Origin of the sequence: Pontibacter sp. 13R65 (genome assembly GCF_047525655.1) — a bacterium.
Lineage (GTDB): Bacteria > Bacteroidota > Bacteroidia > Cytophagales > Hymenobacteraceae > Pontibacter.
This window is the reverse complement of record NZ_JBLIQL010000003.1, coordinates 393374-419900: the sequence shown is the minus strand read 5'-3', so window position 1 is coordinate 419900 and position 26527 is coordinate 393374. Positions and strand designations below refer to the sequence as shown.

Genomic DNA, 26527 nt, shown 5'->3' with positions numbered 1-26527 from the left:
GTATTTAGTTGAAAATGAGCTTGTAGTGTAACTGGCATACGTGTTGGTATAGAGTTTAGTGTAGCGCCAGGCAGCTGCTTTAGCCTGGTTCGCACAAGTAACACTTCACCATACCTACACTATGAAAAATTTATTACTTCCATTGCTTTTGCTGCTGTTCTGCCAGGCGCAGGCGCAGCAGGCCGGCATTGCTGGTTTCGTTAAAAATGAAGCAGGCCAACCGGTGGAGTTTGCCAACGTGGCCCTGCTGCGTGTTGCAGATTCGACGCTGGTAAAAGGTGCCCTCACCGATGCCTCCGGTGCTTTTGCGTTTGATAACCTTTCTGCCAGCAGTTATTACGTGGTGGCCATGATGGTAGGCCTGACCAAAGCCGAGAGCGCCGACATTATGCTCACTACAGGCAACGAACAGGTGCAGCTGCCGACACTGGTGCTGAAACAGGCGGCGACCAATTTAAAGGAAGTGGTGGTAGAAGGGCAGAAGCCGCTCATAGAGCAGCACCTCGACAAGACCGTGATGAACGTCGAGAACAGTATTGTAGCAGCCGGAAGTACTGCGCTGGAGGTGCTGGAAAAGGCGCCCGGTGTCTCCATAGACCAGAACGAGAACATCAGCATGCGTGGCCGCCAGGGCGTAATAGTGATGATAGACGGAAAACCTGTGCAAATGTCCGGCACAGAACTGGCCAACCTGCTACGTGGTATGTCTGCCAATGCAGTAGAAAAAATTGAGCTCATTACCAACCCCTCTGCCAAATACGATGCCGCCGGTAACGCAGGCATTATCGACATCAAACTGAAACGCGACAGCAATCTGGGCACCAATGGCACGCTCACTTCCTCATTCGGGCAAGGTCAGTACGCCAAATCGAACCAGGGGCTGCAGCTAAACCATCGGACAAAGAAGTTTAATGTATTTGGCAACTACAACTACGTGTACAGGAGCGATTATACCCAGCTCGATATTTACCGCCGCTTCTACGATAATACCGGCGCCTACAATGGCACTTACGACCAGCAAAACACCTTTAACTTTATTGTAAACAGCCATACCTTGCGGGTGGGTGCCGATTATTACCTCAGTCCTAAAACAGTAATGGGCGTGGTGGCAAATGGGTTCCTGCTCGATATAAACCGTAACAACCTTAACCGCTCCAATATATATGATATGCCGGAGCGCCCCGAAGCCTACTTCCTGACAAATGCCATTGCCGGCCACGACCGCAACAACCAGGGGCTTAACTTTAACATCAAACACACGATAGATAGTGCGGGCCGGGAAATAAGTGCCGATGTGGACTACATTGTGTATAACAACCAGGACTTTCAGGATTTTACTACCAATTATTACAACCAGCTCAACGAGAATACGCAGCCAGCTTACCTCTTGCATGGCGGTCTGGATGGTGACTTAACAATTAAATCAGCAAAAATAGATTATACCCAGCCCTGGAACGCAGTAGGAGGTACCCTGGAAGCTGGCCTGAAGACTAGCCTGGTAACAGCCGACAACGACCTGCAGTTCTACGACCGAAGCAATGGCGGCAATACGTTGGATACAGACAAGAGCAATCATTTTTTATACAAAGAAAACATACAGGCAGCTTATGTGAATACTTCTAAAAAGTGGAGCAAGGTAAGCCTGCAACTGGGCCTGCGCCTCGAAAACACGCGTGCCGAAGGGCAGCAACTAACCGATGGGCAGCAGTTCGACCGCGACTATACGCAACTTTTTCCGAGTGCTTTTGTGGGCTATACAGCAAGTAAAAAGAATGAAGTAGGCTTGTCGCTGAGCCGCAGAATTAACAGACCATCTTACCACCAGCTGAACCCGTTCAAGAATTTCCTCGACCCAAGCACTTATTCTGCCGGCAACCCTTTTCTGAAGCCGGAGCTATCGTATTCTTTTGAACTGTCGCATACCTACGACCAGCGGTTTACTACCAAACTTGGCTATAGCCGCACAACCGATGTTATTATTCAGGTGCTGGCGCCTGATACGGTGGCCGAAAAGCTGGTGGCACAGAAGATGGAGAACCTGGCCCAGCTCGATTATTTCAACATAACGCTTTCGGCCCCGTTTACGATTGGGAGCTGGTTTAGCAGTGTAAACAACGGAACATTGTACTACGCGCTGTACCAGGGCAACCTGGCGCAGACAAACCTTAAAAATGGCCGGCCATCTTATACCCTCAACTCTAACAATACCCTGAAATTAAAAAATGACTGGTCTGCAGAAATAGTAGGGGTGGTCAGATCCAGAGAAGTGTATGGGTTTATGGAGATCGAGCCAATCTGGTTTTTGTCGGCGGGCGTGCAAAAGCAGCTTTGGGATAAAAAGGCCACTGTTAAACTGAACGTATCCGATATTTTTTTCACTAACAAAACAAGAGGGGCTACCTCTCTTACCGGCTATGCCGAAAATTTTTACCAGGTACGCGACTCGCAGGTTGCCACCCTCAGCTTTACGTACAAGTTCGGTAAATCGCAGGAAGCGCCATCGCGCCGCAGAACATCAGGTGCCGAAGAAGAAAAAAGCAGGGCAGGAGGGAACTAGTGCTCTGCTAAATTAAAAATTAGAAATGACGGTTGCCAGCTTCTTTGGTAGATCAAGAACAGTAATGCTAATTATAGAAATCAAATTGGAGGAAGAAGCACTAGCATGTGGTGCCGCAGCAGTAAACCCGCCACTGATTTACAGAATAATGGTAAAAGTAGTACCTTGGTTTAAGGTGCTGCTTACCTTTATCTGGCCGTTGGCCTTGTCTACCATTCGTTTTACAATATACAAACCCAGGCCGCTGCCTTCTACGTGGTCGTGCAATCGCTTAAATATGGTAAAAACAGTATCCTTTTTTTCGGAAGGAATGCCAGAGCCATTGTCGGTTACAGTTAGTTTTATTTTGTCCTGCACCTTTTCCATTGCCACACGCACTTCCGGCGGCCTATCCGGGGAGCGGTATTTAATAGCATTGCTCAGGAGGTTGTACAGTATGCTTTTCATGTTCTTTTTAGAAAAGCCTATCTGCAAATTTTCTTCACTGCTTACTTCTATTTTTGCTTTTGTAGCTACTATCAAAGCATCGAGGTCTTGCCGAACTGTTTCTACTATTTCGAAGATATTGATGGGTTCTGTTTCTTCTTCTTCTCCATTTTTATCTATCTGTACAATAGTAGTGAGGTCGTTTACAGTAGTAGTGAGCCGGCGGAGCGAAGTCTGCATATAACCCGTAATCTGCTTTATCTCCTTTCTGTTTAGGTCCTCTTTGTCTACGGCAGCTGAAATAACAGTAATCAGCCCTTCTAAATTGTGCAAAGGCGACTTAAGGTCATGCGATGCCGTGTACACAAAATTATCGAGATCGAAATTTGAATTAGCTAATAACCTGTTCTCATTCTTTAGCTTCAGGTTTGCCTGCTGCGTTCTATCCAGCAGATCCTGACTTTGCAAGTGGAAGGCAAGCAGTTCGGCAAACATTTTAAACATGCCGATAACCTTCTGGTTGTTGATATTGGCCGGTTTGGCATCTATGGCGCAAAGTGTTCCGAAAAAGGTGCCGTCTTTTAAAATAATGGGGAAAGATATGTAGCTCTGAAGCCCATAGAGGCGGGGGGTATGGTGGTTGCAGTAGATTTGATCTTCTGTGGCATGATCGAAAAAGACTGGCTCGCGGCTATCTCTTATCTCATTGCACAGGGTGGTCGCAATTTCCAGTTCACCGCCTTCCTTTAACCCGAACTGTACTTCGTCGCGTACGCTGCAGGCTACCCACCTGTCTTGTGTAACGCGTGCAATGGCCGCAAAACCCATTCCTGTGGTGTGGCAAATAACTTCGAGCATGGTGGGCACAATAGGGATTTGCCTCACTGCCTCCAGGTCTTGGTACAAATCGTCTTCGATTTCAATCATAAAGGAGAATATTTAACCAAGTCTGGCAAGTTAAGCTTAGGGCTATTGTCCGCTATAGTTCAAATTTAAGCAAAAATAGTTAAAAGTAGATGTTGTCTTAGAAGTAACATCCAGAATGTAAGCGTCAGTTTTGGAGCTGCTCTAATTCAATCTCTGCACTCTATACAGACTTCTATACGAATTGCGACTATTTAGAGGGGCTACAGAGTCTAAAGAAAGATGAAATAAAAGAGGTGCCGCTTGAGTTCTGTACGCTTTATCTTATTCTCTTAGACAAGACAACAATAAGGTTTTATGACAGACTTGACAAAAAGAACAGAATCACATTGCAAAACTTAAACAAAGAAGAAAATGCCAGTATCAAGAAATAGAAAAAAGAAGAATACCTATACAAATAACCACAAGTTTAAAACTGCTTCCATATTGAGCCTTGAAGATATCTTAAATATCAACATGAATACCTGTAGGAAATGTGGAGGGAAAAGAGATGAGTTTTTATATGAAGAACTATCAGAAAAAGAGCAAATTCATTGGAGGGAATCAGGAATAGTAGATTTAATAAACTACTTTCTCTTATGTCCCAATTGTGATGAGTACTCTGCCATATTTGATATGGAAGAATTCTAACAAAAAGAACCGGGTAACACCGGTTTTTTTATATAATATATATATGTATGATTTATATCTTCAATAATAAAATATTTAATAACAAATTTGTTAAATGATAACTGCTTCTGGCTACAAATGATCAAGAAGACCAGTAGTAATTCCAAATTATAAAGGCAATGAAAAATGATAAATGAGAAAGAAATAGAAGAGCAAATACGTGAAAAACAGCAAATCGTAGACTATGACGTAAAAGAATATCCAGTTGAAATAATTGTTAAAAAATATACGGATAATGCTGCTACTGATGAAAATGAAATTTTTATACCAGCATATCAGAGAGCATTTGTATGGGATGATGACCGTCAATCTAAATTCATAGAATCTATACTGTTAGGTTTGCCTATTCCTTACATCTTTACTGCTGAAAATACTGATGGTAGATTAGAAGTAATAGACGGATCGCAGAGAATAAGAACTTTAACCAATTTTTTAAACAATAATCTGCAACTGCAAGGTCTGGAAATTTTACCAGCATGTAGTGGACTTAAGTTTTCTGACTTTCCAATTAGCCGACAAAGGAAGATTAATAATACTAGCTTAAGGATGATTGTACTTTCAGAAAAGAGTGATGAAGAAGCAAGATATATGCTTTTTGAGCGTATCAATTCAGGAAGTGTACTTTTGCTTGCGATGGAAAAGAGAAAGGGCAGTTACAGAGGTGATTTTACTAATTTTGTCTATGAATGTTCTAAACATCCATTATTTGTTGAATTAACTAGTTTCTCACCAAAAATTGTTAAAAGAGGTGAGCCCCAAGAGCTGATATTACGATTTTTTGCTTATTCAGAAAGTCTAGATGAATATAATGGGTATGTTAATGAATTTTTGGACTCTTTCACAAAGACGAGAAATGAAAATTTCGATAAGGCGAAAATGGAGAATGAGTTTATTGAGATGCTAAACTATGTAAAAGCAAATTTCCCAAATGGATTTTTAAAAGGCCCTAATCATATATCTACACCAAGAGTTAGGTTTGAGGCTATTTCAGTTGGCGTAAATCTTGCACTTCGAGTTAATAAAAATCCAACAACACAAGTGAGTTCATGGTTAAATTCATTAGAGTTCATTAATCATGTAACAGGTAGCTCAACTAATACACCAACTAGATTGAAAGCAAGAATAAGTTATGTTAGAGATAAAGTACTTGGTCTATGATTGATGTTATCTATGATTATCGCGAACGAGTTGCGCAAATCGATAAATATTTATCATTAGTGTGGGTTTTAGATAATATTCCTGAAATTGGTAATTTATCTTCTATCGCTAGCAAGAAAGCTGTTTTAAGTGAGGATGATATTTTAACGCTTGACAACTACTTGGAAGAATCGTCTGTATTTAAACTAGAAGGGGAATTAATAAAAATATTAAAGTCTAGTACTATTTTATTATTTTATAATCTGATAGAAGGCACAATTAGTTCTGTTTTAAATGAGTATTTTGGAATAATAAATAATGAAGGCGCATGTTACAATAATTTTAAAAAAGAAGTTAAAAATATATGGATTAAATATAAGCACAGAGCGTTTAGTGTAAAAGGGAAAAAAGAGGTTGATTACATAGTAACTACTGTTGAAAATGTTTTCAATGAAATTGTTGAAATAGCACTAAAAACAATAAAAGATTCTGAACTCGGTAATAAATTAATATACAATTACGAAGCCTATGCAGCCGAGACTCAAGCGAACGAAGTTTCTGGGAATTTAGATGCAAGAAAAATTAGAGAAGTATTTAAACTTTATGGATTACCAGAAATAAACATAAGTTGTAATTCGATGCTTAAAGTTAAAAACAAAAGAAATAGTCTAGCCCATGGTAATGAAACATTTGCACAAGTTGGGAGCAATTTTACTGTTGAAGAGCTTTTTCGAATGAAAAAAGATATTACTGGATTTTTGGAGGTCCTACTTTTTGAAACTGAAGGATATATAAATGACAAAAGATATTTAGAGTCCTTTCCAGACGCTTGTGTACCTAATGTTGATGTAAATTAAAACAGCTTGTTCCGTCCCCTGTACCGTCCCCTTTAAACAATAAAGCCCTGCAAATATTTAATTTACAGGGCTTTATAATTACTAACCGTACCTTGGGCCGGAGTCGAACCGGCACGAGTGTAACCTCACAGGTGTTTGAGACCAGCGCGTCTACCAATTCCGCCACCAAGGCAAAAGCGTTCCTCTTTCAGGAACGTGCTGCAAACTTAGATAATGTTTCTTTTATTCGCAACAGGTATTTTTTCTTTAGGTAATATGTTTTTACCTCCTCTAGTGCCGCTTCTTTTGTAACTCCATGAAGCTCAGGGAATCGCTGTAATGTAGGCAGAATATCGGCGTCTAACGTGGCGGTTAAACCAGCCACATTTTCTCCAATTTCCTGTAATTTTTCCGCATCAAAATCGAATTCCAGCTCCATCAGCTCCTCGTTCATCTCCATCATCTCCATCAGGAAGTCGGAGGGAAGCTCATTTTTGCCGCCTTCTTCCAGTAGCCCGTGCTCCTTCAGGATGTACTGCATGCGCAGATCAGGGTCGGAGAGGGTGCGGTAGGCGTTGGTGTTGATGGTAGAGAGTTGCAGAATCTCCTGCTGCTTCTCAGGCGTATCGTTGGCAAAAAAGTCGGGGTGGTAGGCGCGGCTGAGCTCGTAGTATTTAGCCTTCACCGCCTTCTCATCGGCCAAAAAGCTTTCCGGTAAATTATAAAACTCGAAGTAGTTTGTCATGTAGCTATTATCGAAATATCAGTTTAAACAATTTGCAGCACAAACAGCCGCATCCGCTAATTTACTCTGTTTCTCAACAACAAGTTCAGATTTAACAAAATGCCTTGTAAAAAGCTGTGCCATCAGGTAGTAGGTGCAGCAAAAGGTTGAGTGATGTAAGATAGAAGTTATACCATACTTCTGCTTCACTCAGACATTCGCAGGAGCTGCGCACACTGCGAGGTCTTACAGGCTAACTTTAATTAGCCATTTAACCATTAATAATATCACTTCCTCCCATCTTACATAAGCACATTAAGCGATTAACACATCAAGCAAATTCTTCTAATGGAAACGGCCTCCCAGAGGGTTTTAGCGCAGTTGGGGTCAAGGGTTCACCAGGGGCTGAAAACAGAAAAGGCTGCCGGTGAGGGCAGCCTTTTCTACTATAGCTAAGTTTTGCTTAAGCGTTTATTTCAGCAAGAACTTGTTTTACTTTTTCAGCGGCTTCTTTCAGTACCACAGCAGAGTACACTTTCAGGCCAGACTCATCTATTATACGAGCGCCTTCTGCAGCGTTTGTTCCCTGCAAACGAACGATAATCGGAACACGAATGTCGCCAATGTTTTTGTAAGCTTCCACTACACCATTTGCCACACGGTCGCAACGTACGATACCGCCGAAAATGTTGATCAGGATTGCTTTCACGTTCGGGTCTTTCAGGATAATACGGAAACCAGCTTCTACCGTCTGCGCGTTGGCGCTACCACCTACGTCGAGGAAGTTAGCAGGCTCACCGCCAGAAAGTTTGATGATGTCCATAGTAGCCATTGCCAGACCGGCACCGTTTACCATACAACCTACGTTGCCATCCAGCTTCACGTAGTTCAGGTTGTGCTCGCCAGCCTCAACTTCCAAGGGATCTTCTTCCGAAATATCGCGGAGGTCAGCCAGGTTCTTGTGGCGGAACAGGGCACTGTCGTCGATGTCTACTTTGGCGTCTACAGCCAGAATTTTATCGTCAGATGTTTTTAAAACCGGGTTGATCTCGAACATAGAAGCGTCGATATCGATGTAGGCTTTGTACAGGTTGGTAACGAATTTCACCATTTCCTTAAAGGCATTGCCGGTAAGGCCAAAAGCGAAGGCTACTTTACGTGCCTGGAAACCCTGCAGTCCAACAGCCGGATCGATCCACTCTTTAATGATTTTTTCAGGAGTTTTCTCAGCAACCTCCTCAATGTCCATACCACCTTCAGTAGATGCCATGATCACGTTCTGGCCCTTCGCGCGGTCCAGCAGAATGCTCAGGTAAAACTCTTTTGTTTCTGATTCGCCAGGGTAATATACATCCTGCGCTACCAGCACTTTGTTCACCAGTTTACCTTCTGGGCCTGTCTGGTGGGTAACCAGGGTCATGCCGATAATCTGGGAAGAGATGTCTTTTACCTGCTCCAGGTTTTTGGCCAGTTTTACACCGCCACCTTTACCGCGACCACCTGCGTGGATCTGTGCTTTGATAACGTGCCAGCTTGTACCGGTTTCTTCAGTAAGTCTCTGGGCCGCTTCTACAGCCTGCTCTGGCGTTTCGGCCACGATACCTTCCTGAATCCGGACACCGTAGCTTTTCAGAATGTCTTTAGCCTGATATTCGTGTATGTTCATGCTTTCAGTTTTATTGGATGCACGAAAGTAAGCCATTATCCCCTGAAATTCAAGTAAAGAGTTTTTTAATATTGAGCTGTGTCCATGCTTTTATCAAATACTTAGGTGGCTATTAATCTGCCGTTTCAGGCTCTAAACTACATTATAACAAACAGCCGGTAACGATATAAAGCATTAGGGAGTAAATAAGGAAGCCTTAAAATGTGAATTTAAAACCAAAACTCAACTCATGCAGCAACCTTACTCCTTCCCTAAGAGGGTGGCAACCGCCGCTTTTATTGTGTTACTTATTGCTTCGGGCTTCTACCTTTTAGGCAAGGCTGCTTATTTCTTTTTACTTGTATTTGCTGCTGTGCTACTGGCAGTAATGTTTTGCGGCCTTACCGATATTGGAGTAGAAAAACTGAAGCTGAAACGCTGGCTCAGCCTTTTGATAGTAACTATTTTGGTGTTCGGATCTGTTGTTGGGGCTTTTATGCTTATTGCCCCTACGGTGTCGGAGCAGGTAGAGGAGATGCGCGAAACCATACCCGAGGCTATTACGCAGCTGCAGGACTGGCTGAAGCAGCGCACCTGGGGTGCCAAGCTGGAAGAACAAATACCGAACGACATGAGCAGCTTGCTGCCGGAACAGGATGAGCTAACCAGCAAACTTACCGGTATGTTTACCTCCACCCTCAGCCTGCTGGCCGATTTTTTTATTGTGATTATTGCCGCCTTGTTTCTGGCCGCTAACCCGGGCATGTACACCAAGGGGGTTGTGAAGCTCATGCCGGTGCATAAACGGGATCGGATACTGGAGGTACTGCACAAACTCTATCATACACTAAAGCAATGGCTGCTGGGCATGGTGTCGGCCATGGCTATTATTGGGGTCAGTACCACCATCGCTTATCTAATTATTGGTTTGCCGCTTGCTTTTGCCCTGGGCCTGATTTCGTTTTTCCTGGCCTTTATACCAAACATTGGTCCGTGGCTGGCGGGGGCGCCTGCCGTGCTGGTCGGCTTTACCGTAGGGCCCGATATGGCGCTTACCGTGTTGTTGGTGTACGGTGGCATTCAGTTGGTAGAGAGTTACTGGATTACGCCTCTCATTTTTCAGAAAACAGTAGATCTGCCACCGGCCCTGCTGCTCTTTGTGCAGGTGCTGTTCGGTATTTTAACTGGTGGGCTTGGCCTGCTCATGGCAGCTCCCATACTGGCGGTAGCCATGGTAGTGGTAAATGAGCTTTATGTAAAAGATGTACTGGAAAAGGAAGCCCCGCAGGAAAACCGAATAGCCGGCAATGTGCGTATTGTAGGCGAGAGTTCCGAAAAATAGCAGTGCATACCAGAATTCTGCTGTTTGTTTAGTAGCTTTGGCAGCTACTAACGTTAAAGTTTCCGCTAGATCTACACCCAACAAGTATTGTGCTGCAGGTAATTAACATTCATAAAAAATACGGTGCGCTGGAGGTTCTCAAAGGCATCGATTTGTCTATCCGGACAGGAGAAGTTGTTTCGATTGTAGGGGCTTCGGGCGCTGGCAAAAGCACGCTGTTGCACATCTTGGGCACCCTCGATACCGCAGACACCGGCGATGTAATGTTCGACGACCGCAATATTGCAAAACTCAACGCCACCGAACTGGCGCGTTTCCGCAACAAACACATCGGGTTTATTTTCCAGTTCCACAACCTGCTGCCCGAGTTTACAGCCATCGAGAACGTGTGCCTGCCAGGTTACCTGGCTGGTCGCCCGGAGAAGGAGGTAGAAGAACGTGCAAAGGAATTGTTAACCATGCTCAACCTTTCGCACCGCTTCCACCATAAGCCTTCTGAAATGTCGGGGGGGGAGCAGCAGCGAACAGCTGTGGCACGTGCCCTCATCAACTCGCCCCGCATTATCTTCGCCGACGAACCAAGCGGCAACCTCGATTCTCAAAATGCACAGGAGCTGCACCAGATCTTCTTCAGGCTGCGTGAAGAGTTTAACCAAACCTTTGTAATTGTAACACACAACCTCGAACTGGCCGAAATGGCAGACCGTACCCTTACCATGAAAGATGGCCTGATCGTACAGGGCGAATCGATGGTATAAAAAGACACAGGGCACAAGTCACAGGACTTATCCAATGCCTTGCGTCCTGCTATACCTTTTCATCCTGTTTCTGCCAAACAATCTCTAAACCCCAAGTAATAACTCTGTTATTTTTCTCCTGAAGGCTATTTTCATTAGAAGAATCGAAGGCTGCTCCAGGTATGGCTGCGCTCAATTGAAAATTAAAAATCAAAAAATCTGAAAGGCTTGCCAGAAGATCACTTCGTAAGGAAAGCCTAAGACTTTATGCTTCTTTATAGTCTCCGGAAGGGCATTTTCATTAAAAGAATTCACACCGAAAGCTAATACCTTACAAGATTTTGCGGTAGGAGGCTAATAGGCGAATACCTATAGCAAGGTGCACTCATTGACGATTTTTTGTCTGAGCGTTCAGCGAGTGGGGGTGCAGGGGCCCCCTTTAGACAAAATCGTCTTGATTTTTTTGGTTCTTTTTGTATCAAGACAAAAAGAACAAAGACGCAGGCAATGCAACAGCTTCACTCCAAAGTTACAGCAGGAGCAGATGCTATGCGAACTTAGACTACAACTGCAATACCAGTAGCCGTTGCTTTTGCCTCTCGCTCACAAGATCCTTTCAGGAGGACAAAATGGAGAAAAGGTAGGGAGAAGGCAGCCATAAGCTAATTTCAAAACTGCAATAGACCGAAAACTGTAGTAGATTGATAAATTTCTCAGACGATACGAATAGAAAGAGCCTGTTTCTCAATCTGTGAAATCCGCAAAATCTATCAAGCCTAAGATTCAGATAAAGAAGTATTACAGCACAGCCGGTCAACTGGTTCTATAAGTAGCTGACAATTAGCAAAAAACCAAACTCATCCTTTTCCTTTTTTTATTCGTACTATATATCCCCCTTTTCCTCTTTTATTACCACTTTACAGGTGCACACGGAAAAGGCTGTTGTGTTTTGAAAATAATTTTTAAAACACTGATAACCAGCATATTAAAATTTACATTTTAAAACGATTTTGGCACTAATCGGGTAACTGCTGTGTTTATTAATTGTACTAAAAAGCTAAGAAGAAATGAGTCAAACACAAAAAGACACCACAGTGCAGAAAAAGTCGAAAGTCGAAAGCTACGATATAGCTAAATCGGATGAGACACTGCACCTGGCTGTTGATCTGGCTAAGTTCATAAAAGAGAACAGGTTATTCCAAAATATACAAGGCAAAGAGTACGTGAACGTGGAAGGCTGGCAATATGCCGGTTCGCGCTTAGGTATTCTGCCGGTAGTGGAGCATGTAGTCAATATCAGCACCGACGATGAAATTAAATACCAGGCTAAAGTAAACCTGCTCGACCTTAGGAGCCAGCAGGTAGTAGGCGCCGGTTTTGCGATTTGCTCTAACAGAGAGCAGGGCAAAAAGTATTACCAGGAGTTCGCTATCGCGTCTATGGCGCAGACACGGGCAATCGGTAAGGCATACCGTAACATACTGGCCTGGATCATCAGAGCGGCTGGCTACGAGCCCACACCTGTTGAGGAGATGGACTATGCCGGTAATGAGCCAGCAAAAGTAGCAGTTCCAACTGAGAAAAAGGCTACTATGAAAGCAGCTCCTGCAGTAGCAGCTGCTGCAACTGAGACTGCGGCAGAAGCAGACAAAACGCCAGGTGTGCGTTATGCCTCTGCCAAGCAGAAAGAAGAAATAATCCGCCTGCTAAACAACCCGGTTATTACGCGCCAGGAGAAGACGAAAATGTTGCTTAACATTAACCGTCTGGACGAGGAGCGTGCTGCGCAGGCTATCGATAAACTGAAAAAAGTAATCGAAGACCGCGAAGACGGTCAGTCCGCCGCTGCGTAAGCTGCCCTTATTTAAATTTATAGTTTATGCAGTCCCTGCCTTTGAAAAAAGGCAGGGCTTTTTTTTGCTTCTTCTATTCTTATCTGTTTAGTAAATAACCTAATTATTCTAATAAAAAGGGCCTTCCGAAGAGATTTTGACCATAAATGTGCTTAGGGGTAAGTCTGGCTACCACCCTTTCCTAAAGCTCTAAGTCATGCGCAACAGTAAATCTGAGTGGCTGGTTACTGAAATAAATAGTTCATGCCCACAGACAATGACTGCTGCTTAATTCTGGTTAAAACAAACTCCGATACCAGCATAGGGGGATTGTACATTGCAGTTATTTCGACCCTCTTGCCTAGAATAAGACCGGTTCTGAATCCGTAAGAATGCCAAAGCTTTTTAAGAGGAAGTGCTATGTCGTTTACACTGGGTTCTGCACGAGATGCGCCATCGTTGTAATAAGATTCTATGCGATGGATATTTTCAGGGTAATTCGATAAATTCATACTAACAGCCGCCCCAACATATACTTTAATACTTTCGGTATTAAAGAGAGTATAGATCAGTTGCGGGCTTATGCTTATTGATCGCTGTTTAACTTTGTAATCGTAGGTGTTATAATACCCAAACCTGCTGCTCAACCTGTTCTCTATATGATAGTCGGCTGTTGTTGCCGCCAGCTCCATTCTCAGGTAATACCGTTGTATATGTTTGTTTCTGAAAACATCAAAACCTAAAGCCAGTCTGGGCGTAACAGCGCCCTTATTGCTATCAGCGTTTTCCAAACCGTCGTAAAGCGTAACTTTAATGATGTTCTGGTTAAGGCCCGGCCCCAGAAAGAACCTGGTGGCTGGTTTAAGCGCTTTAACCGAGGAGGTTTCTTTCGAGTTATTGTTGAGAGTTAAAGCAATTTTTTCCAGATCGCTGGCCTCGTAATGCGCCGAAGCAATAGCTCTCTGGAGCTTTGGGGAGTTGGTGTTTAAGCTATTAGCCAAAAATTGTAATTGACCAACATAGCCTTTCTGTTCTGCAATCTGGGATTCAGAACCGGGAGCAAAGCTTCTGTTGTAGTACAATTCCTGTGGCTGGGCTTCGCCTTTTTCCTGAATAAAGTACCTTGTCTTTAGCTGGTCTGTATAGGAGAGGAGCTTTACGTTGCTCCCATCCACATGCACCTTCAAAAAAACTGTTTCTGCCTCCCGTGTGGCAGTGTTCAGGTAGGTGTGCCGTTGCAAATCCACAGGGTTCATGGTAATAGGGCCGGTGTAACGCTGGTAAGCCTCTATTCCGGTTAGTTCAAGGTACTGTATGTCTGCTACACCATACTCAGTAGTAGTCTTGCTTTTTTCCTGATTTTTAAAAGTGAATGAAACCGGAGTGGTATTCATTTCCTTGTAATTTATGAATCCCTGCAGGGTGTCGCCTGCTGTTGTTACCACAAAGCCAGGTTTATAAAAAGACTGCGCGCTTAAAGGAAGTTGTAATAACAGTAGCAGACTTAACAATAAGCTGCCTTGGTAATTTCTTGAGTTTGGTTTCGATTTAATCACTTGAGCAAAGAAAGATAATGTTTAATGTTATTATAGTTGCGAGTAAGGTGCAGGCACCAGAAAATATTTGGTTATATGCGATACCGTATGCGCATACTCCGGCATGGCACTTAGTTTTTTCCACTCCGGATCGTCACTGAATTTTTTCCAGCTTTGCTCCAGGTCTGCTTTGTCTTTAAAGGTAAGCATGTAGGTGAGGTTGGGCCGTTGCGGACCAATCAGAGTCTCGCCAAAAAAGACAGGGGTGAGGCCGGTGCGCCTGAAAATAGGTATTTCACCACCTTCGTTGAACATCCGGACTTTTCTTTTGCCGGCGTCTTCGCTATGGCTCTCATAAATGCGAAGTTCAAACATGCGCTGTTGATTTTGACTTGTTGTTTTCGGCACTTCCAGCACGGGCATGTCTTTAAAAGAGTGCATCAGCGAACTTTCTATTCGCTGATAGGCTGGTGCGGTGTGCGTAGCCATTAAATACTCCTTTGCCGCCTGTTGGTAAGCAGCATCTTTTTCCAGCTGCTCCTGTGCCTTTTCGAACTGCTGTAGCGAGGCAAAAGGAATTAAAACAAACAGGTTTGGTGCCTCCGATGGCTCCATTTCACGAAAAACGCCCACTGTTTTAATACCCATCCGGTTATAAGCCGGAATGGCCGCAGCTTTTAAGTAAGCCTCTACCAGTTGCTGCTGCTCCGCCGATTTAAAGGTGTATCTGCGTAGCTCATAAAATTCACGTTTGCCTTTGCCCTGCGCTGTAGCCGCAAAGGCAGCCATAAAACAGATAACGAAAATAAATGTAAATAAGAAAAGCTGCCTGGCTGTGTATGTTATTCCGTTCATAAGAAACAAGTTGTAGTGTATGTTGCTAATAATTATTCTTGGCTGTTTAAGTACAGGTTGTATTAAAGTTCCTGTAGCAGAGGTTGTTGCTGCTCCTGAATGAAATGCCTGGTCTTGAGCATATCATTGTAAGACAGAAGCTTTACATTTTCTCCTCTCTCCAAAACTTTCAAAAAGATTGTAGCACTGGTAACATCCAGCGAGGTGTTATAAGTAGGATGCCTCAGATCTATGGGGATGGTGATATTAGGGCCTTTGTACCATTGGTAGGCTTCCATGCCATTCACTTCAAAATAGGCTGTGTTGTTTGAATCGAACTCTGCAACAGCAGGATCTGTGACAAACTGCTTAAAAGAGAAAGAAGTTGGCGATAGGACCCACTCGCAGTAGTTAATATAATCTTGCAAAGTGTCTCCGGCCGTTGTTACCACATAACCTGGCTTGCAATTAGCTCGAGCTTTTAAAAAGTTTGGACATAGAAAAAGCAGAGCCAAATACTTGCTAGTGTTCATAAAAGAAAGGTGCAAAGGGCTGTAAAGATTATCGTATAGAATTCTTCTTCTGCTGTTGAAAACTGTGCCTTATAAACAATTGTTATGGCTTATTTCTGGCTATGGTGCTTAAAGGTAATGAAATAGTTTAATTTGTATATCAGATCGTTGAAATTTAAGTTCTGTAATACAGCATTTTATTCAATTCATTGTGGAACAAACACTATCTGCATTCCTGCCGCTTTTCTTCTATAGTTAACGGAAGACAAATGCACATACTCCTCTATATGATGTTACGAAGTGCCCTAAACTTACAGGAGCTGCTGACAGCTAAAAAAGCAAGTGCACCTGGAACGGAATGACCTGGTGCACTTGCTTGAAAAGTTTTATGTTAGTTATTGAGGTGCGCTCAGTGCTGATGCCCCTGCTTACTGTCCTCCGGTGACTTGGCAGGTGTTGCCATTGGCCGATAGGTTTTTTCGGTGTCGCCGCAGCTGAGCATCGCCTCACCAAAATAAGGATTCCGGATTTCCTTCTGCTCACTCAGCCAAAAAGCACCGGCATCGTTGTCGGCCATGGGGCAGGTTTGCTTGTAGGCTACCTGTTGCTGCACGCCAAACAGCTCTACTGCCGCTATCAGGTTATCAGAGAGAGGCGAGAAAGCAATCCGCTGCTTCTCCAGGTCCTGCAGCTTTTGTATAGCTTCGGCGTTTAGTTTCATCGGTGGTATTATTTCCATCCACCGGTTGTGCGTTTCAGGTTCCAGCAGGCTCCTATCTACCTGACCCAAGGTTGCCAGAAAACTACCTGCCGCCTTGCGGGCCGCTGCAACGTCAGAGGCTACCAGCGCATTTTTTAAGGTGAAATAATGTGCGACCAGCGCTGCAAACTGGTTCTGAAAGGCTTCAGGAACCGTTACTGTAGTCGCGACAGGAGCTGTCATCATGCTGTAGTTGCCACTTAATTGTGCTGCGCCGTCTACGGCAAAAACACCATTCGTTACGACTTCTTCGCCTGCACTTAAGCCGCTTTCTATGGTATAGCTCTCGCCAAGTTGTGGACCAAGTATTACTTCGCGCATCTCAAATGCCGGTTTTTCGAGGTTATCAATCTTCACATACACCACCGACCGTTTGCCCGTCCAGAGAACGGCAGAGCGGGGAACAGTAAGGCCTGATTGTTCTTTCTTAGCAGCTGTTTGCATGGTGGCATTCACGAACATGCCGGGACGCAGCTGGTTACCCGGGTTGGCTACTTCTGCCCGTACCTGTACGGCCCGCGTGCCCGTAATAAGCACAGGCGTTATAAATTTAACTTTAGCTGTAAAGTTTTTGCCGGGTATTCCCGGTGCCGTAAAGTTAAGGGAGGCACCTTGCTGTACCTGTGCCAGATTACTTTCGTAAGCATCGAGTACCACCCACACCGAGTTTAAATTAGCCACGGTAAACATGGGACTACCAGTGGTTACATAATCTCCGGTGGCTACCAGCCGCTCCGTCACTACACCAGAGGCGCTGGCATAAATATCGAAAGACGTTATCAGTTCGCTGGAGTTTTCGATGCGTTGTATCTGGCTGTTAGTGATTCCAAGCAGGCGGAGTTTGGTTCTGGCGGCCTCGTGCAGTTCGGGCATCAGCTCTCTGGCTTTGGCAGCTTCCTGCAACTCGCGTTGCGCACTGATTAGTTCGGGAGAGTAAACGGATGCCAGCCGCTCGCCTTGCCGCACCTGCTGCCCCATAGAGTTCACGAATAGTCGCTCTACCCGCCCCGGGAAGCGAGCCGTGATAGACGAAACCCGCTCCTCATTTTGCTGAATAGTGCCTGAAAGCTGCAACTCATTTTCTGTACTGGCAGTGCCTACCACCGTTGTCTGGATATTAGCCAGCGCCACCGCTTCGGGCGTCATTTCAAGTACATAGGGGTTAGCCTGAGAGGCAGAGCGGCTTCCGGAAGATACTGCTACCAGGTCCATGCCGCAAATAGGGCATTTGCCGGGTTCCTGTTGTCGTATCTGCGGGTGCATTGAGCAGGTATACTCATGCGCTCCGGCAGCTTCAGCGGCATGGTTGTGTACAGTTTCAGAACTGCCTCTGCCAAATAGCAGCCATCCTAAGGCTACGCCAGCCAAGGCAATGAGCAGGTAGGTCGCTATAGATTTATTTCTTGCTGTCATGGTGTGTTATATGTTGATTCTGGTAAGGAAAACCAAAATGTCTTAGTTAAAAAGGCTGTTTTAAGAGCAGGCCGCCATCAGCAACTACAGCTCTCTCTACAGCACATAAAGAAATTCTGCTAATGAAAAAGGCCTTCCAGAGGCTAAAATGCCAAATTGGGGCCAAGGGTAAACTCATTCGTCGGTGCCGGTTAATAATCTTATTCCCGAAACCGCTGTGTGCTGCTCTACCACTGCCTGCAGTTGCTGCTGTTTGTAGCTGAGCAGGTTTTGCCTTTGCCGTAGCACTTCTTCCAGGCCAGTGGCCGCTACCGTGTAATTCGTGGTAAGCAGCCGGATAGCTTGTTCGTTTAGGGCTACCTGCTCTTGCAACAATTGCAAGGTGCTGCCTGTTCGCTGGTACTCGTAGAGTAGGTTCTCTAGTTCTGTAAGCAGTTGCCTTTCAGTGTACTCTTTTTGCTGCCTGGCTGCCTGCTGGGCATATTCCGCTTCTTTTTTCTGTGCATTGTATTTTTTTCGGTAAATAGGTAAGGTTACTCTCACCATGGGCATCAGCATATTGTTACCGGCCATCTCACCCATCATGGCATCGTTGCGCGGCCTGAATACCATATAATTTACACCTACGCCTATCATAGGGCGGCCCATGAGCTGAGCCATACGGAGCTGAGCTGTTCTGGCTTTTTCGTCCCAGGCGTACATCTGTAGCATCGGGTGGTTCTGGCGAATAGAATCCTGTAGCAAGGATAGTGTAGCCGGCAGTACAGCCGCTCCTAAGGAATCACCTACCTGTACAGGCAAGTCAGGTTGCCGGTGCAGCAGGTTGTTGAACTTTACTTCCTGCGGTCTTCTGGACTGGCGGAGCAGGTGCAGCCTGTTCTCCAGTTCCTTCACCTGCACCCTGATCAGGATAACATCTACCATGCTGCCACCCGTTGCCGTACCACTCATAGCCGACATACCAGAGTTGCTGCCCATGCCGCCACTGCTGGTTTGCGGGGCTGAAGCGGCACTGCTGCCACCGCCCATGCCTGCCATGCCGGCACCGCCGCCGCTGGCCATGCTGCTGCCACCGCCGGTGCTGTTGGCCCGAGGGGCCGGAGCACCGGAAGAGGCACCCGTGGTTGTTGGCGATTTATACTTCGCCAGCGCAATGCGCTCCAGTGCCTGCATAATCTCCAGTTCCTTTTCCACAAGCAGAGCCTCCTGCTCTAAGCGGTAGAGGGTATACCAGGTGGTGCGCACCTCGTGGTAAAGGTTTATTTTAGCTTCTATAAAATTGGAGAATTGCATCTGGGCCATATAGGTTGCTTCGTCCTTGGCTGCGCCCAGCGAGCCAAACCAGGGGAACATCTGCATAATAGCGGCATCGCCCACCTGGTTGCCCATGTAACGCTCCATCGGCTTCAGGAAAAAATTAAAGTTTGCCTCCGGGTCTGGCAGGGCTCCTACCTGCGGTACCCGTTGCAGGGCTGCCTGGTATTCGCTGTAGCGTGCCTTCAGCAAGGGGTTGTTTTCACCGGCTATTACCAGGTATTCCTCCAATTGCTGCGCCTGCAGGGCAGGGGCCAGCAGCAGGAGCAGCACGAAGTATAGAACGACCTTTTTCATATCGTGTCTTTTTTAAGTTTAGATTCTTCGCGCCAGCTGTAAAGCACCGGCACAATAAACAGTGTAATCAAAGCCACCACCATGCCTCCAAAAGTCGGAATGGCCATTGGAATCATAATATCGGAGCCCCGGCCAGAGGAGGTAAGTACCGGCAACAGGGCCAGCAGGGTAGTGGCCGTGGTCATGAGGCAGGGCCTTACACGGCGGGTTCCGGCCTCCAGCACCGCCTGGCGCACCTCTTTGCGGGAGGCAGGTTGGTTGCTTTCAAAGCTTTGTTTCAGATAAGTACCCATTACCACACCATCGTCGGTGGCAATTCCGAACAGAGCAATAAAGCCAACCCAAACGGCTACGCTCAGGTTAAAGTCGCGCATCTGGAAGAGTTGGCGCATATTCGTATCTCCGAAAGAAAAGTTCAGAAACCAGTCCTGCCCGTAGAGCCAGAGCATCAGGAAGCCACCTGCAAAGGCCATAGCAATGGAGGTGAATACAAAAAGTGTGGTATAAACGGAGCGAAACTGGAAGTACAGAATCAGAAAGATGATGATAAGGCTGAGCGGAACGATAAATGCCAGTCGCTGCTCTGCCCGTACCTGGTTCTCGTAGTTGCCCGAGAACTTGTAGCTTACTCCGGCAGGCACCACCAACTCACCAGTTGCTATCTTCTGGTCCAGATAACGTTGGGCATCCTCCACCACCGACACCTCCGCAAACCCATCCTGCTTGTCGAGCAGCACGTAGCCTGTCAGAAAGGAATTCTCGCCCCGAATCATCATCGGACCAGGCCTGTAAACTACCTCTGCCACTTCGGCTAAAGGAACTTGAGCACCGCTGGCCGTGCTGATGAGGATGTTATCAACAGAAGTCGGGTCGTTGCGGAATTCGCGGGCATAACGGGCACGGATGCTATAGCGCTCACGACCTTCTACTGTAGTGGTCATGGTCATGCCTCCCATGGCTACTTCTATGTATTCCTGTACATCGGTTACATTTAAACCATATCGGGCCATGGCGCGGCGGTTCAGCTCAATCTCCATGTAAGGCTTACCCAGCGATCTGTCAGCAAACACGGCTTCGGGTTTTACCGAAGGTACCAGCTTTAGGTGCCGCTCCAGTTGCAGGCTAAAGTCCTCGATGGTCTTCAGGTCAGGACCATACACTTTTATGCCCATTGGCGCGCGCATGCCGGTTTGCAGCATGACAAGGCGTGTTTCTATAGGTTGCAGCTTAGGCGCAGAGGTAACACCCGGTATGTTGGCGGCTGCTATTATCTCGTTCCAGATATCGTCTGGTGTGCGAATGTGGTCGCGCCACTGGCGGTAGTAAGCACCGTTGGCATCAGGTACCAGGTTTCCTGCGGCGTCACGTTCAAACTCACCGGCTTTAGTTGTTTTGAAGCGAAGCCGCTGTCCGTTCGCATCTGTCATAAACTCGGATTTGTACTGAATCACGTTTTCGTACATCGACATGGGCGCAGGGTCTAGAGCGGTTTCAGCGCGTCCCGCTTTACCTACCACCATTTCTACCTCCGGAATGGCTGTGATGAGCATATCGAGCTGTTGCACAATACGGCGGTTGGCTTCTACACCGGAGTGAGGCATAGAAGTTGGCATCAGCAGGAAAGCACCTTCGTCAAGGGCAGGCATAAACTCTTTGCCCATACCGGGAAAGGTGTGGGTAAGGCCGCTCCAGGCAGTGCTGGTTCGGATGTTGTAACCAGTTTTGTCTACCCCTTTTGCAAACCAGCCGAATATGCTGTTAAACCCAAGCCAGCTGAGCAAGCCAAGCAGCATGATAAAGCTTGGTATCAGCAGAAAGGTCTTTTTATGATGCAGGCACCAGAGCAGGATGCGCGGGTAAAAATGAATAAACAGTTGAAAGGCACCTAAAATAAGGCCGATAACTAGTACAATAAAAAGGAAGTTTACAAACAAACTTACCGATACTCCCAGCGGTAACCACTGAGAAGCCAGCAACCACGAAACAGCCAGCACGGCAATAGCTACAGTAACAGTAGCCTGGTGCCTGCCAAATGGCACTGGCCGGTAGTACGAAAGTAAGTTGTTTGCTGCCAGCAAAACAAGAGTAATACCTGCCAGCGGAAGAATGAACAGAGCCGCCACGCCCAGTGCCAGCAGCAGCCAGTTGAACAAAAGAGACCAGCGGACGTTCCGGGCTTTCAGGCCCAGTACCAGGTGCGAGAATGCCGGCATAATCATAATGGTGAAGACCAGCGAGGCTACCAGCGCAAAGGTTTTGGTAAAGGCCAACGGTCCAAAGAGCTTTCCTTCTGCTGCCTCTAAGGTAAACACAGGCAAAAAGCTGATAATAGTAGTGGATACTGCTGTAATGATGGCAGTGGCCACTTCGGTGGTAGCCTTGTAAACAGTGGTTAACAATGGCTGACCGGGAGGTGCCTCCTCGCGGTGCCGCAATATGTTCTCGTTCAGGATAATGCCTAAATCGACCATGGTGCCAATGGCAATGGCAATGCCCGATAAGGCCACAATGTTGGCATCTACCTTAAAGTAGCGCATCATGATAAACGTCATGAGCACTGCCATTGGCAGGAGTGCCGATATGAGCAGCGAAGCCCGCAGGTTATACACCATCACGATAATCACGATGATGGTGATGAGGATCTGCAGTACAATCGCCTCGTTTAGCGTGTTCAGGGTTTCGTTTATGAGGTGCGTTCGGTCATAAAAAGGCACCACGGTAACTTTAGAAGTGCGGCCGTCGGCCAGCTTTTTAGAGGGCAGGCCTGCTGCAATTTCGTCTAACTTGGCTTTAGTATTATTGATAACGGCCAACGGATTATCACCATAGCGTGCAATTACGACACCACCCACGGCCTCTGCACCACTTTTATCTAAAATGCCCAGCATGGAGCGGTCGGCAGGGCCAATGTTTACATGGGCTATGTCTTTAATCCGGATGGGCACATTGTCTGTAACGCGCACTACAGCTTCTTCTATGTCAGAGAGGTTTTGCACATACCCCAGCCCCCGCACCAGGTACTCCACCTGGTTTATTTCCAGGGTGTTGGCGCCTACCTCCTGGTTGCTGTTTCGGAGCGCTGTCATCACCTCCATCATCGACACGTTACTGGCCCGCATTGCATTAGGGTCCAGGTCTACCTGGTACTCTTTTATAAAACCGCCAATAGAGGCCACTTCAGCCACTCCTTCGGCACCGGCAAGGGCATAGCGCACATAATAATCCTGGATGCTCCGAAGTTCGTGCAGATCCCAGCCACCGGCTGGTTTACCCTCTTCATCGCGGCCTTCGAGGGTATACCAATACACCTGGCCTAATGCAGTGGCATCAGGGCCTAACTTAGGGGTTACCTCGGCAGGCAGCAAACCGGTTGGTAAAGAATTCAGCTTTTCGAGAATGCGGGAGCGGCTCCAGTAGTACTCCACATCTTCGCTGAAAATGACGTAAATGCTCGAAAAACCGAACATGGAGGTGGAGCGGATAGTTTTTACACCCGGCATCCCTAACAGAGAGGTGGTGAGCGGATAAGTAATCTGGTCTTCCACATCTTGTGGCGAGCGTCCCATCCACTCTGTGAAAATTATCTGCTGGTTTTCGCCGATGTCCGGAATGGCATCTACAGGCACCGGATCGCTTGGCAGAAAAGGAACGTTCCAGTTAAACGGAGCCGTTACAATTCCCCAGCTGACCAGGAGCAATAGCAGCAAGGTAGTTACCAGCTTTTGCTCCAGAAAGAATTTTATGATACTGTTCAGCATGCTTTTAAAAAGGACACAAGTATCAAGACCCAGGACACAAGACTTTTAACAGAGATGTGTATTTTGCTGAACTTCTTGCGGTGAAGGCACGGCAGGAGATTCAGAGAAATTGGCTTGATGCTTTATTCGATTAATATGAAATTGAGCTGCAGCCAGAAAGGCAATAGCAAGCTAGACCAGCCTCAGCAGGGGCAGGTAGAAATCGAAAAAGCAGGGTTTATAGAAGGAAGGACTGCACCAGCACCGGTACATCGCGGACCAGTGGGGGAGAGGAATAGTGTGCAAAAGCAGGTTTAAGGGCAATATGCTGTTCAAACAACTGCAGCAGCACTACTTTTATGGCTGCTATAAATTTAATATCTAGGTGCTTGGTCAGCAGCTGTGCTTTAGTATCGGCTACATCGCCAAATTGCTCGAACACAAAGGTTTGGTCGTCGCAGCAATTATCTGCGGCAGGCGCATGGCACGGAGGCAAGGTTTGCTGCTGTTGCTCCATGGGGCATTCCTTAGCATTGCCAAAAAGACTGATGTCGTGCACTTCACCATCGCATACGTGCATGCCTACCGAGATGCCTGTCGAGGAGACGAGCACCAGCAGCGTAAGAGCCAGCAACATGAATTGGCGAAGTAATTTCATTTGAATTATTATGACGACAGCAGTAGCGGGTTATTAAATTTTGCTAACGCGCAGCACTTAAAATAGTAACCTGTTACAAACCCGAATAGTTCTAAACACTACAAAGGTAAGCTTCAACAGCTTATAGTGCTTATAGTTTTCATTAAAAGTTTTACAGATTTTCAGCCACTGTGGTATAAGCAGCTCTTGAGAACCAGACTGGTTGTAGAATAGTAACCAGGTGGTAAGATTACAGGTGTTTTACAGCACTTTTATCTCCTCCTGTGTCAGACGTCTGTAAATGCGCAGCAATACTTCACTCTTCGCCGCCTGATCTTGCCGGATATTTGTAACCCAAAACAGGACTTTCAGCTCCAAAGAGGCCGAACTAATAGTGTTGAGTAAAATATCTGGCGGAATTCTCTTTAACACATTCGGGCTTTTTTCGATTTCCTCTACAATGTATTTTTTTACCTGCTCCAGGTCTGCATTGGGGTCTATTTTTAGTAGCAGTTCCACGCGCACGTTTCGGTTATTTAGCGTCCAGTTGGTTACCTGCCCAGATAATAGATCTCCGTTCGGAACAATTATTTCGGAACCTTCGGTAGTGAGGAGCCGGCTGGATCGAATGCCTATATCTTTTACGCGGCCTTTTTTGGTGCCTATTTCAATGGAGTCGCCTAGTTCAAACGGCCTTTCAAAAATAAGGATAATACCAGACACCAGGTTGTTTACAATGTTCTGTAAGCCCAGGCCAATACCTACGCCCAAGGCTCCCAGCACAACCGTGATGTTGGTAAGGGGCATGCCAGAAGCGGAGATGGCCAGAATAAAACCGACTACCAGCACCACCAGCCGTACAATAACCATGCGTGAACCGCGTATGTTGCGACCAGTTATAAAATCATTGTTCCTGACCCCGAAAAAATATCCTACATACTGCTGCAGCTTGTTTGCCAGGTATAGGATCAGGAAAAAGAGCAGCACGTTGCCAATGGTGAAGGTAATGCTGCCAAGGGTCCGGGTTGTGGTCAGGAACTGCTCAAGCACATTGTAGATAGGAGTGTAGATGTTGAGGTTGGTGGTGAAAATGGCAATCCAGAAAACAATCACCAGAAAAGAAAGCACCTTAGTGGCAGTGGCTTCCATTTTCTTGTAATCGAAGTTAAAGCGGGAGCTGCTTCTGTCGGAGACTTTGCTGGCTTCTATCTGCAGAAAAAAAGCTTCTGTTATCAGCTCTACCAGTATTTGCAGTCCTATAATCTGGGTTAGGCCAAAGATAGCAGCTGTACTTGTAATTTTAGCCAGCGTAAGGCGACCAAAGATATTACAGAGAATAGCCACCACATTCAGCACAATATAAATAACCGACACCTGTTTTACAAAGCCCGCCAAAGAGAGTGCCTGCCGGATGTCTCTTGTGAAAAATATGCCAAACACCACTGAAATAGAGTTAAATACCAGCAAACCTACCCTTAGGGCAGGGCTGGGATTGATGATGGAGCTGCTGACGGCGAATATGATGAACAGGACAAAGATGGCGATCCAGTAGTAAAACAGATGCCGGGGCCAATTGCGCCAGAACAGCACTGTGAGCGACAGCATGAGAAAGAACTGCATAATCTCGACATAGGCCGTAGGAGGGTGCAGGTCAAAAAATGGCGCTATGTTGAGCGCCAGCACCAGGGCACTCAGCACTGGCACCTGCTTCAGGTATTTTATCTGACGATATGCCACCAGCTCCCCATTATTGTGCTGTTTTATGATGCGGTAATTCCGGAAAACCCACCACATAAAGGCCAGCGAAATAGCCAGGAGCCAAATCCAGTTTTGCCAGTTCGTTTGGAAATAGTAAGTCAGAAGCTGCTGCTGTCCCTCATACGACTTGCGGAGCATGTAGGCTAGCTGGTCTTCCTCCACGGCATGGTCTTCAGCGTTCCAGATGTAGGCAAATTCTCGGGTGAAATTCCGGGAGTTATATTGCCGCAGTAGCTCGTCTACCCGCCCCTGCAGCTCAGTTGTTAAAAAGTAAAAACTCGAAATGCTTGCCTGAATCTTGTTCAGCTTATCCAGGTTTTGGGTGGTGGTGCTGCTGGCCATTTTCCATTGCTCGGTGAGCAAGCCGAGTTCGTTGCGGTACAAAGCGGTAAACGAGCTGTCGGTAGAGAGGGCCAGCAGCGCAGAGTCCTGAGAGAAACTGTTTATTTCGGCGTTCATGCCAATCAGCTCCCTGTTGAAACCCGACAATGTAGTTCGCTGCTCGTTGAGTGCCTGCTGCATATTGTTGAGCAGCACCATGTACATCTGCAGGTTTTTTATGTCGATAACTCTGCTGTAAAAAGATAAATTTTGCTGAATAGTGTTGAGGTTGGCCTCTATTTTAGGCAAATTCTGTTCTATGGAAGAGGTACTTAATCCTCTTCGGTTTATCGTGTTTATGCGCTCTATTGTCCTTCTTGCTTCTTCTACACGAGCCAGCAGGCTGTCTACAGCCTGGGCTGTGGCACTCCCTACAATGGCCGGTGCCTCCTGGGCCTGCCCATAAACTCCCTGAAAACTGCAGATGAGCCACAACAGGAGCAGGGGTGTCAGGCTTCTTCTCAATTTATTTTTAGTACAATGCAAGCTGTAAAACATAGTAGTTTAGAAAGTAGCTTCT

The 26527-nt window shown here is 46.1% G+C and carries 18 protein-coding genes and 1 tRNA gene; 7 read left to right on the top strand and 12 right to left on the bottom strand.

Features of this window, described 5'->3' with window-relative positions:
- Positions 1 to 121 precede the first annotated feature (121 nt).
- Positions 122 to 2557: a TonB-dependent receptor domain-containing protein gene (locus ACMA1I_RS06075; RefSeq protein WP_337067400.1), complete on the top strand. Its 2436-nt coding sequence runs from the start codon at positions 122 to 124 to the stop codon at positions 2555 to 2557.
- A 138-nt stretch (positions 2558 to 2695) separates the two neighbouring features.
- Here the strand turns inward: ACMA1I_RS06075 and ACMA1I_RS06070 are convergent, their stop codons facing one another.
- Positions 2696 to 3910 (bottom strand): GAF domain-containing sensor histidine kinase, encoded by a 1215-nt coding sequence (locus ACMA1I_RS06070; RefSeq protein ID WP_337067399.1) that lies wholly within the window; start codon positions 3908 to 3910, stop codon positions 2696 to 2698.
- A gap of 351 nt (positions 3911 to 4261) precedes the next feature.
- On the opposite strand from ACMA1I_RS06070, the gene ACMA1I_RS06065 reads away from it, so the two are divergent.
- From ACMA1I_RS06065 to ACMA1I_RS06055, 3 genes are all read left to right on the top strand, one after another.
- Complete coding sequence (locus tag ACMA1I_RS06065; protein WP_337067398.1) at positions 4262 to 4537, top strand: hypothetical protein; 276 nt, start codon at positions 4262 to 4264, stop codon at positions 4535 to 4537.
- Positions 4538 to 4702: 165 nt separating this feature from the next.
- Positions 4703 to 5734 carry a DUF262 domain-containing protein gene (locus tag ACMA1I_RS06060; RefSeq protein WP_337067397.1) on the top strand — a complete coding sequence of 344 codons (1032 nt, stop codon included), beginning with the start codon at positions 4703 to 4705 and terminating at the stop codon, positions 5732 to 5734.
- Positions 5731 to 6570 (top strand): MAE_28990/MAE_18760 family HEPN-like nuclease, encoded by an 840-nt coding sequence (locus tag ACMA1I_RS06055; protein ID WP_337067396.1) that lies wholly within the window; start codon positions 5731 to 5733, stop codon positions 6568 to 6570. Before ACMA1I_RS06060 ends, ACMA1I_RS06055 begins: the two co-directional genes overlap by 4 nt.
- A gap of 88 nt (positions 6571 to 6658) precedes the next feature.
- Here the strand turns inward: ACMA1I_RS06055 and ACMA1I_RS06050 are convergent.
- From ACMA1I_RS06050 to sucC, 3 genes are all read right to left on the bottom strand, one after another.
- A tRNA-Leu gene (locus ACMA1I_RS06050) sits at positions 6659 to 6742 on the bottom strand.
- 15 nt (positions 6743 to 6757) lie between these two features.
- A complete protein-coding gene (gene hscB, locus ACMA1I_RS06045; protein WP_337067395.1) occupies positions 6758 to 7294 on the bottom strand; it encodes a Fe-S protein assembly co-chaperone HscB in 537 nt (178 codons plus the stop codon).
- 442 nt (positions 7295 to 7736) lie between these two features.
- Positions 7737 to 8939 carry an ADP-forming succinate--CoA ligase subunit beta gene (gene sucC / locus ACMA1I_RS06040; RefSeq protein WP_337067394.1) on the bottom strand — a complete coding sequence of 401 codons (1203 nt, stop codon included), beginning with the start codon at positions 8937 to 8939 and terminating at the stop codon, positions 7737 to 7739.
- A 229-nt stretch (positions 8940 to 9168) separates the two neighbouring features.
- Here sucC and ACMA1I_RS06035 point away from each other — a divergent pair, with 229 nt between their 5' ends.
- From ACMA1I_RS06035 to ACMA1I_RS06025, 3 genes are all read left to right on the top strand, one after another.
- Positions 9169 to 10260, top strand: coding sequence for an AI-2E family transporter (locus ACMA1I_RS06035; RefSeq protein ID WP_337067393.1), 1092 nt, complete (start codon positions 9169 to 9171; stop codon positions 10258 to 10260).
- Between the two features lie 89 nt (positions 10261 to 10349).
- On the top strand, positions 10350 to 11018 hold the full coding sequence (locus ACMA1I_RS06030) for an ABC transporter ATP-binding protein (RefSeq protein ID WP_337067392.1): 669 nt from the start codon (positions 10350 to 10352) through the stop codon (positions 11016 to 11018).
- A gap of 1046 nt (positions 11019 to 12064) precedes the next feature.
- Complete coding sequence (locus tag ACMA1I_RS06025; RefSeq protein WP_337067391.1) at positions 12065 to 12850, top strand: hypothetical protein; 786 nt, start codon at positions 12065 to 12067, stop codon at positions 12848 to 12850.
- Between the two features lie 224 nt (positions 12851 to 13074).
- Here ACMA1I_RS06025 and ACMA1I_RS06020 read toward each other — a convergent pair whose 3' ends face one another.
- The 8 genes from ACMA1I_RS06020 to ACMA1I_RS05985 all read right to left on the bottom strand — a co-directional run bounded on the left by ACMA1I_RS06020 (position 13075) and on the right by ACMA1I_RS05985 (position 26472).
- Complete coding sequence (locus ACMA1I_RS06020) at positions 13075 to 14274, bottom strand: hypothetical protein (protein ID WP_337067390.1); 1200 nt, start codon at positions 14272 to 14274, stop codon at positions 13075 to 13077.
- A gap of 141 nt (positions 14275 to 14415) precedes the next feature.
- Complete coding sequence (locus ACMA1I_RS06015; protein WP_337067389.1) at positions 14416 to 15219, bottom strand: NIPSNAP family protein; 804 nt, start codon at positions 15217 to 15219, stop codon at positions 14416 to 14418.
- A 62-nt stretch (positions 15220 to 15281) separates the two neighbouring features.
- Positions 15282 to 15626 (bottom strand): hypothetical protein, encoded by a 345-nt coding sequence (locus ACMA1I_RS06010; RefSeq protein ID WP_337067388.1) that lies wholly within the window; start codon positions 15624 to 15626, stop codon positions 15282 to 15284.
- A gap of 493 nt (positions 15627 to 16119) precedes the next feature.
- The gene (locus ACMA1I_RS06005; protein ID WP_337067387.1) at positions 16120 to 17883 is read right to left on the bottom strand and encodes an efflux RND transporter periplasmic adaptor subunit; all 1764 of its coding nucleotides are present in this window, start codon (positions 17881 to 17883) and stop codon (positions 16120 to 16122) included.
- A 174-nt stretch (positions 17884 to 18057) separates the two neighbouring features.
- On the bottom strand, positions 18058 to 19494 hold the full coding sequence (locus tag ACMA1I_RS06000) for a TolC family protein (protein WP_337067386.1): 1437 nt from the start codon (positions 19492 to 19494) through the stop codon (positions 18058 to 18060).
- Entirely contained in the window at positions 19491 to 23252 is a 3762-nt protein-coding gene (locus ACMA1I_RS05995; RefSeq protein ID WP_337067385.1) for an efflux RND transporter permease subunit, read from the bottom strand. Before ACMA1I_RS05995 ends, ACMA1I_RS06000 begins: the two co-directional genes overlap by 4 nt.
- Positions 23253 to 23469: 217 nt before the next feature.
- Positions 23470 to 23889, bottom strand: a complete 420-nt coding sequence (locus ACMA1I_RS05990) for an HYC_CC_PP family protein (RefSeq protein ID WP_337067384.1) — start codon at positions 23887 to 23889, stop codon at positions 23470 to 23472.
- 240 nt (positions 23890 to 24129) lie between these two features.
- Entirely contained in the window at positions 24130 to 26472 is a 2343-nt protein-coding gene (locus ACMA1I_RS05985; protein ID WP_337067383.1) for a mechanosensitive ion channel family protein, read from the bottom strand.
- Between the last annotated feature and the right edge of the window lie 55 nt (positions 26473 to 26527).

What these genes read in the sequence shown, in the direction of transcription:
- ACMA1I_RS06075 (WP_337067400.1), top strand. Translation starts at nt 122, where the DNA reads ATGAAAAATTTATTACTTCCATTGCTTTTGCTGCTGTTCTGCCAGGCG.
- ACMA1I_RS06070 (WP_337067399.1), bottom strand. Translation starts at nt 3,910, where the DNA reads ATGATTGAAATCGAAGACGATTTGTACCAAGACCTGGAGGCAGTGAGG.
- ACMA1I_RS06065 (WP_337067398.1), top strand. Translation starts at nt 4,262, where the DNA reads ATGCCAGTATCAAGAAATAGAAAAAAGAAGAATACCTATACAAATAAC.
- ACMA1I_RS06060 (WP_337067397.1), top strand. Translation starts at nt 4,703, where the DNA reads ATGATAAATGAGAAAGAAATAGAAGAGCAAATACGTGAAAAACAGCAA.
- ACMA1I_RS06055 (WP_337067396.1), top strand. Translation starts at nt 5,731, where the DNA reads ATGATTGATGTTATCTATGATTATCGCGAACGAGTTGCGCAAATCGAT.
- hscB (WP_337067395.1), bottom strand. Translation starts at nt 7,294, where the DNA reads ATGACAAACTACTTCGAGTTTTATAATTTACCGGAAAGCTTTTTGGCC.
- sucC (WP_337067394.1), bottom strand. Translation starts at nt 8,939, where the DNA reads ATGAACATACACGAATATCAGGCTAAAGACATTCTGAAAAGCTACGGT.
- ACMA1I_RS06035 (WP_337067393.1), top strand. Translation starts at nt 9,169, where the DNA reads ATGCAGCAACCTTACTCCTTCCCTAAGAGGGTGGCAACCGCCGCTTTT.
- ACMA1I_RS06025 (WP_337067391.1), top strand. Translation starts at nt 12,065, where the DNA reads ATGAGTCAAACACAAAAAGACACCACAGTGCAGAAAAAGTCGAAAGTC.
- ACMA1I_RS06015 (WP_337067389.1), bottom strand. Translation starts at nt 15,219, where the DNA reads ATGAACGGAATAACATACACAGCCAGGCAGCTTTTCTTATTTACATTT.
- ACMA1I_RS06005 (WP_337067387.1), bottom strand. Translation starts at nt 17,883, where the DNA reads ATGACAGCAAGAAATAAATCTATAGCGACCTACCTGCTCATTGCCTTG.
- ACMA1I_RS06000 (WP_337067386.1), bottom strand. Translation starts at nt 19,494, where the DNA reads ATGAAAAAGGTCGTTCTATACTTCGTGCTGCTCCTGCTGCTGGCCCCT.
- ACMA1I_RS05995 (WP_337067385.1), bottom strand. Translation starts at nt 23,252, where the DNA reads ATGCTGAACAGTATCATAAAATTCTTTCTGGAGCAAAAGCTGGTAACT.
- ACMA1I_RS05990 (WP_337067384.1), bottom strand. Translation starts at nt 23,889, where the DNA reads ATGAAATTACTTCGCCAATTCATGTTGCTGGCTCTTACGCTGCTGGTG.